At 51.2% G+C, this 2,488-nt stretch carries 4 protein-coding genes and 1 pseudogene; all 5 read right to left on the bottom strand.

Annotated elements, in window-relative coordinates:
- The coding region (acpS, locus tag AC1DWB_RS33560; RefSeq protein WP_477545422.1) for a holo-ACP synthase at positions 1-280 on the bottom strand (280 nt) is incomplete at its 3' end.
- Between the two features lie 28 nt (positions 281-308).
- A complete protein-coding gene (locus AC1DWB_RS33555) occupies positions 309-1,112 on the bottom strand; it encodes an SDR family oxidoreductase (protein WP_477545421.1) in 804 nt (267 codons plus the stop codon).
- The gene (gene fabG, locus AC1DWB_RS33550; RefSeq protein WP_477545420.1) at positions 1,093-1,839 is read right to left on the bottom strand and encodes a 3-oxoacyl-ACP reductase FabG; all 747 of its coding nucleotides are present in this window, start codon (positions 1,837-1,839) and stop codon (positions 1,093-1,095) included. Before fabG ends, AC1DWB_RS33555 begins: the two co-directional genes overlap by 20 nt.
- Positions 1,840-1,873: 34 nt before the next feature.
- A complete protein-coding gene (locus AC1DWB_RS33545; protein WP_477545419.1) occupies positions 1,874-2,170 on the bottom strand; it encodes a phosphopantetheine-binding protein in 297 nt (98 codons plus the stop codon).
- Between the two features lie 21 nt (positions 2,171-2,191).
- Positions 2,192-2,488 (bottom strand): annotated as a pseudogene (locus AC1DWB_RS33540) (hypothetical protein); the annotation flags it as partial.

Raw genomic sequence — 2,488 nt, 5'->3', positions numbered from 1 at the left:
CCGTAATAATCGGCTTCCCGCTGCCATCTGGCATAATCTCAATGTCTGTCATGCGCAATTGCCCGCCGATTCCTGAACCTAGAGCCTTGCTGAGCGCTTCTTTCGCTGCGAATCTTCCGGCGACCCACTCGGCTCGACGACGTTCAGTTCGGAAGGAAGCCGCATACTGACGTTCTTGCTCCGTCAACAAGTTTCCCAAGAACCGTTCGGCGTCCTTATTCACTCTCTTCTCGATTCGCGCGATCTCAATCAGATCGAATCCTACACCGATTAGCACCATGAAGCTCCTTTTTCGCTGCAACATTGACTTACAAGATCGTATCGACACCCGCGCCGATATGCAGGTTCTGTCCGCTTATCATTACTTTCGATTGATGGGTTTGTAGGAGTAGGTCCAGGGAAGGAATCATTTCCTCCAGATCCGACACATACGGCTTCAAGGCGTAGATGTCGAGCATCTTTTTCTGATCCTTCCACACTGTCTCATCCTCGCGATTAGCGTAGTAACCGAATGTTATGGCATTCACTCGGACACGAAATGGAGCTAACTCCTTCGCCAAGCTCTTCATGAACGAGATCTTGCCATGGTTAGTAACTGGAGAACTGGGATAGCCCGAGTAATAAAGCGTGTCGCACAACAGCGGGAATAAAATGCTGCCTTCCTTCTTTCTCGCCATATACGCTCCTGCACTGCGGCTGTACAGGAACATTGTGCGAAAGCGACGTGCTATGGATTCCCCGAATTCGTCCGGATCGGTTGCCAACTGCTCTTCTTCATCCTCCCATTCATGACCATGGATGAACAAATGCAGCCGACCCATTCTTTCGACAGATTGATCGATAGTTTGTTGAACTTCACGGGGGTCATCTGATGAACTTAACACGATCATGCAGCGTTCCCGGCTTTCTTCCGTCAATGTTCCGGTATACACTTCGGCCGCTTCCCGTTCAGCGAATTGCAACGTCACTAGTCCCTTGGTCGCTGCTAGCAAATGTCGGGCAATCATCTGGTTGAACGGCTGATCGCCATTCGTAATAAATGCGGTCTGCGTCATGGCGTCCCTCCGTTCCTGATCCGTCTCCTGCCAATCTTCAATGCATAAACCCGCCATCCGCCTTCAGCACCTGTCCCGAGACATAATCGGATAATTCGCTTGCGAGATATACGATGGAGGCGGCAATTTCGGCTGCTGTGCCTTGTCGATTCACATGGGTATGCCTCAAGAAGTTGTCCATCTTCTCAGGCGGTACTTGATCGGACATCTCGGTCTCAATCATCCCGGGAGCGATAGCATTGCATAAGATCCCAGCTGTTGCATAACGTCTCGCCAGCAGGCGAGTCAGTCCAATAATGGCCCCCTTCGAGGCGGCATAATTCGTCTGAGCTTCCCGACCGTATACCCCACTGACAGACACCACGTTGACCACCTTGCCGTATTGCTGCTCCACCATGTAGGGTATAGCCTCCATGCAGCAGCAATGCGTGCCCACATAGTTCGTGCGGAATACAGAATCCCACTCCTCGGCGGACATCATGATCGCCAAGTTATCCTGCGTGATTCCGGCATTATTGACCAATAGGTCAATACGACCGTATTGCTCCTTCACCTGCTTCATCAGCTGGCGGACAAAAGCACGGTCGTGGACTGAGCCTTTATAAAACCGGACCGAATGTCCTTGTTGGGCCATGTCCGCTTCTATCCTGGCAGCCAGATCATCATTGTGCACATATACGCCAACAACAGTAGCACCTTCAGCTGCGAACCGTTCTAACGTTGCTCGGCCAATGCCCCTAGTCGCGCCCGTGACGATTGCGATCCGATTACTAAGCAGCATCATGCTCCCCCTCCAGGTTGTTCTTGCTTCGATGGAATCATTGTCCTTCGCGAAGCCTGGACTGAATGAATGTCGCAATCGTCTCGACGGAGTATAGGTGCTGCTTCAGTTCGTCTGCTGGAATTCCTTCGACGAGCACCCCGTATACTTCCTCCATCCCGACCATCACTTCGAACGCTTCTACCGAGTCCAAGCCCAGCCCATCACCGAACAGTTGCATGTTGTCATCGATGTCGTCTGCTGTCGTATCCTCCAATTCAAGTCGTTCCACTAGCAGCTTCTGCTTAACAACCCCTTTGATTTCTTCCAATGTGAACGAGTTGACGATGTTCATCTGTTCTCCACCTTTCCTGTATTAGATTCGACTAACGATAGCTGCTGCATAGTTTCCATTTATCGAGGAACTGACAACAAGGCCATTCCCCCAGCGTATCCCAGACACAGCACTCAACCGCTCCGATGTGTGGTCGAATGGCCCCTGGCTAACCAACTCAGCGGCTACTACGAGATGCAGCATGGAACTGAGCGATTCCCCATATCCGATCCAATCGTTCAGGCATATGACCGGTACATCTACATTTTGGAACAATTGGCGGATACAACTTTCTTCGGATTCTTGTTCACCCGGTCTTCCGACTGAATTCAGCAGGAC

This window comes from Paenibacillus sp. P4_E11, assembly GCF_056401635.1.
Note: the sequence above shows the minus strand (reverse complement) of the source record. Positions and strands in the feature narration are given on the sequence as shown.

What these genes read in the sequence shown, in the direction of transcription:
- AC1DWB_RS33555 (WP_477545421.1), bottom strand. Translation starts at nt 1,112, where the DNA reads ATGGCGGGTTTATGCATTGAAGATTGGCAGGAGACGGATCAGGAACGG.
- fabG (WP_477545420.1), bottom strand. Translation starts at nt 1,839, where the DNA reads ATGATGCTGCTTAGTAATCGGATCGCAATCGTCACGGGCGCGACTAGG.
- AC1DWB_RS33545 (WP_477545419.1), bottom strand. Translation starts at nt 2,170, where the DNA reads ATGAACATCGTCAACTCGTTCACATTGGAAGAAATCAAAGGGGTTGTT.